The 1,034-nt window shown below is 44.9% G+C and carries 2 protein-coding genes; both read left to right on the top strand.

Annotated features, from left to right (window positions below; genetic code table 11):
* Nucleotides 1–218, top strand: a 218-nt coding sequence (locus MoGM_RS13195) for a hypothetical protein (RefSeq protein ID WP_233210066.1), incomplete at its 5' end; no start/stop codon positions are given.
* A 105-nt stretch (nt 219–323) separates the two neighbouring features.
* Nucleotides 324–968, top strand: a complete 645-nt coding sequence (locus MoGM_RS00090) for a hypothetical protein (protein ID WP_104368241.1) — start codon at nt 324–326, stop codon at nt 966–968.
* The last annotated feature ends 66 nt before the right edge of the window (nt 969–1,034 follow it).

Genomic DNA, 1,034 nt, shown 5'->3' with positions numbered 1-1,034 from the left:
ACGAGCCGCTGCCGGCCGGTGCGAACACCTTAGGCTACGAGTGGTCTTCGTTCTGCCATACGGTAATGCCGTCGCTGAACGTCATCTTCTTTTATCCCACCGGCAATGGCACTGTTTTTGCTGTTGTCTGTGTGTGGGGTTATAGACGAACACAATGGCACGGAGACGCAGACGCAAACATAGCTCTGTGTCTCCGTGAATCTGTATTAAGCAAATAAAACCGTTGAAAAACATTACCGGGTATCCGGATTTCGCAGAAAATTATTATCTTTGCGGTGTTTCCATGCTCATGAAAGCGCGGAAGCGGGGAGCGGTTACGGCACATGCTGAGGGGCATGGCCGTTGCGGTATGCCTCGTTGCAGGTGTCATGCCGACAGAAGCGGATGATCATCATTATGTGATTTCCAAAAAGTTCTCTTACAGCGGAAAGCCCAAGATCTCGGCAATGTACATAGAGACAAACACGGCAAGTATTTATGATGAGAATATGAATTTGGTTAAAACCGTGTCGTATAAGATGCCCAAAACATGTACTAAGACAGTGACAGAGGAGCGCTTTATCATTCCCGGAGAGTATGTCAATTCGATACAAGGTGAGTTTTATACATCTGTAAGCGGCCTCGAAGAGGTTATTATTATTGCGAACGCAGCTGGTTGTGAATCGTATACCAAGAAAGGAAACGTGCACACATTCCTGCCCATAGATTTGCCCGAAGACCAAGGTGAATATCATAAAATCGTATATACGGATGGTGAAGACCATTGCATTATGTATCATATTATTCGTTATCCGAAGTATTCCGACTGGCAGGTTACGGACGAGCAGACAGTTGAGAATTCGTATCATATCCCCACCCCATTTATCTATAATTGTGATGCGGATATTGTTACAGGTTACACCACGTTCTTCTTTACGCAGACAATGTTCAACAACGACGATAAATACGAGTATATAGTGGGTCAGTAGAAAATTAGTGGGGATAAGCGTAAAGGTTTGCTATACGGAACAGGAAGAACTTCTTGTCAGCAACAC

The sequence above is a fragment of the Prevotella sp. MGM1 genome (genome assembly GCF_002933775.1).
Taxonomy (GTDB): Bacteria; Bacteroidota; Bacteroidia; order Bacteroidales; family Bacteroidaceae; genus Prevotella.
This window is presented reverse-complemented; position numbering and strand designations above follow the sequence as displayed.

Bases quoted from the DNA above. Each gene is read 5' to 3' on its own strand.
- MoGM_RS00090 (WP_104368241.1), top strand. From the start codon at position 324: ATGCTGAGGGGCATGGCCGTTGCGGTATGCCTCGTTGCAGGTGTCATG.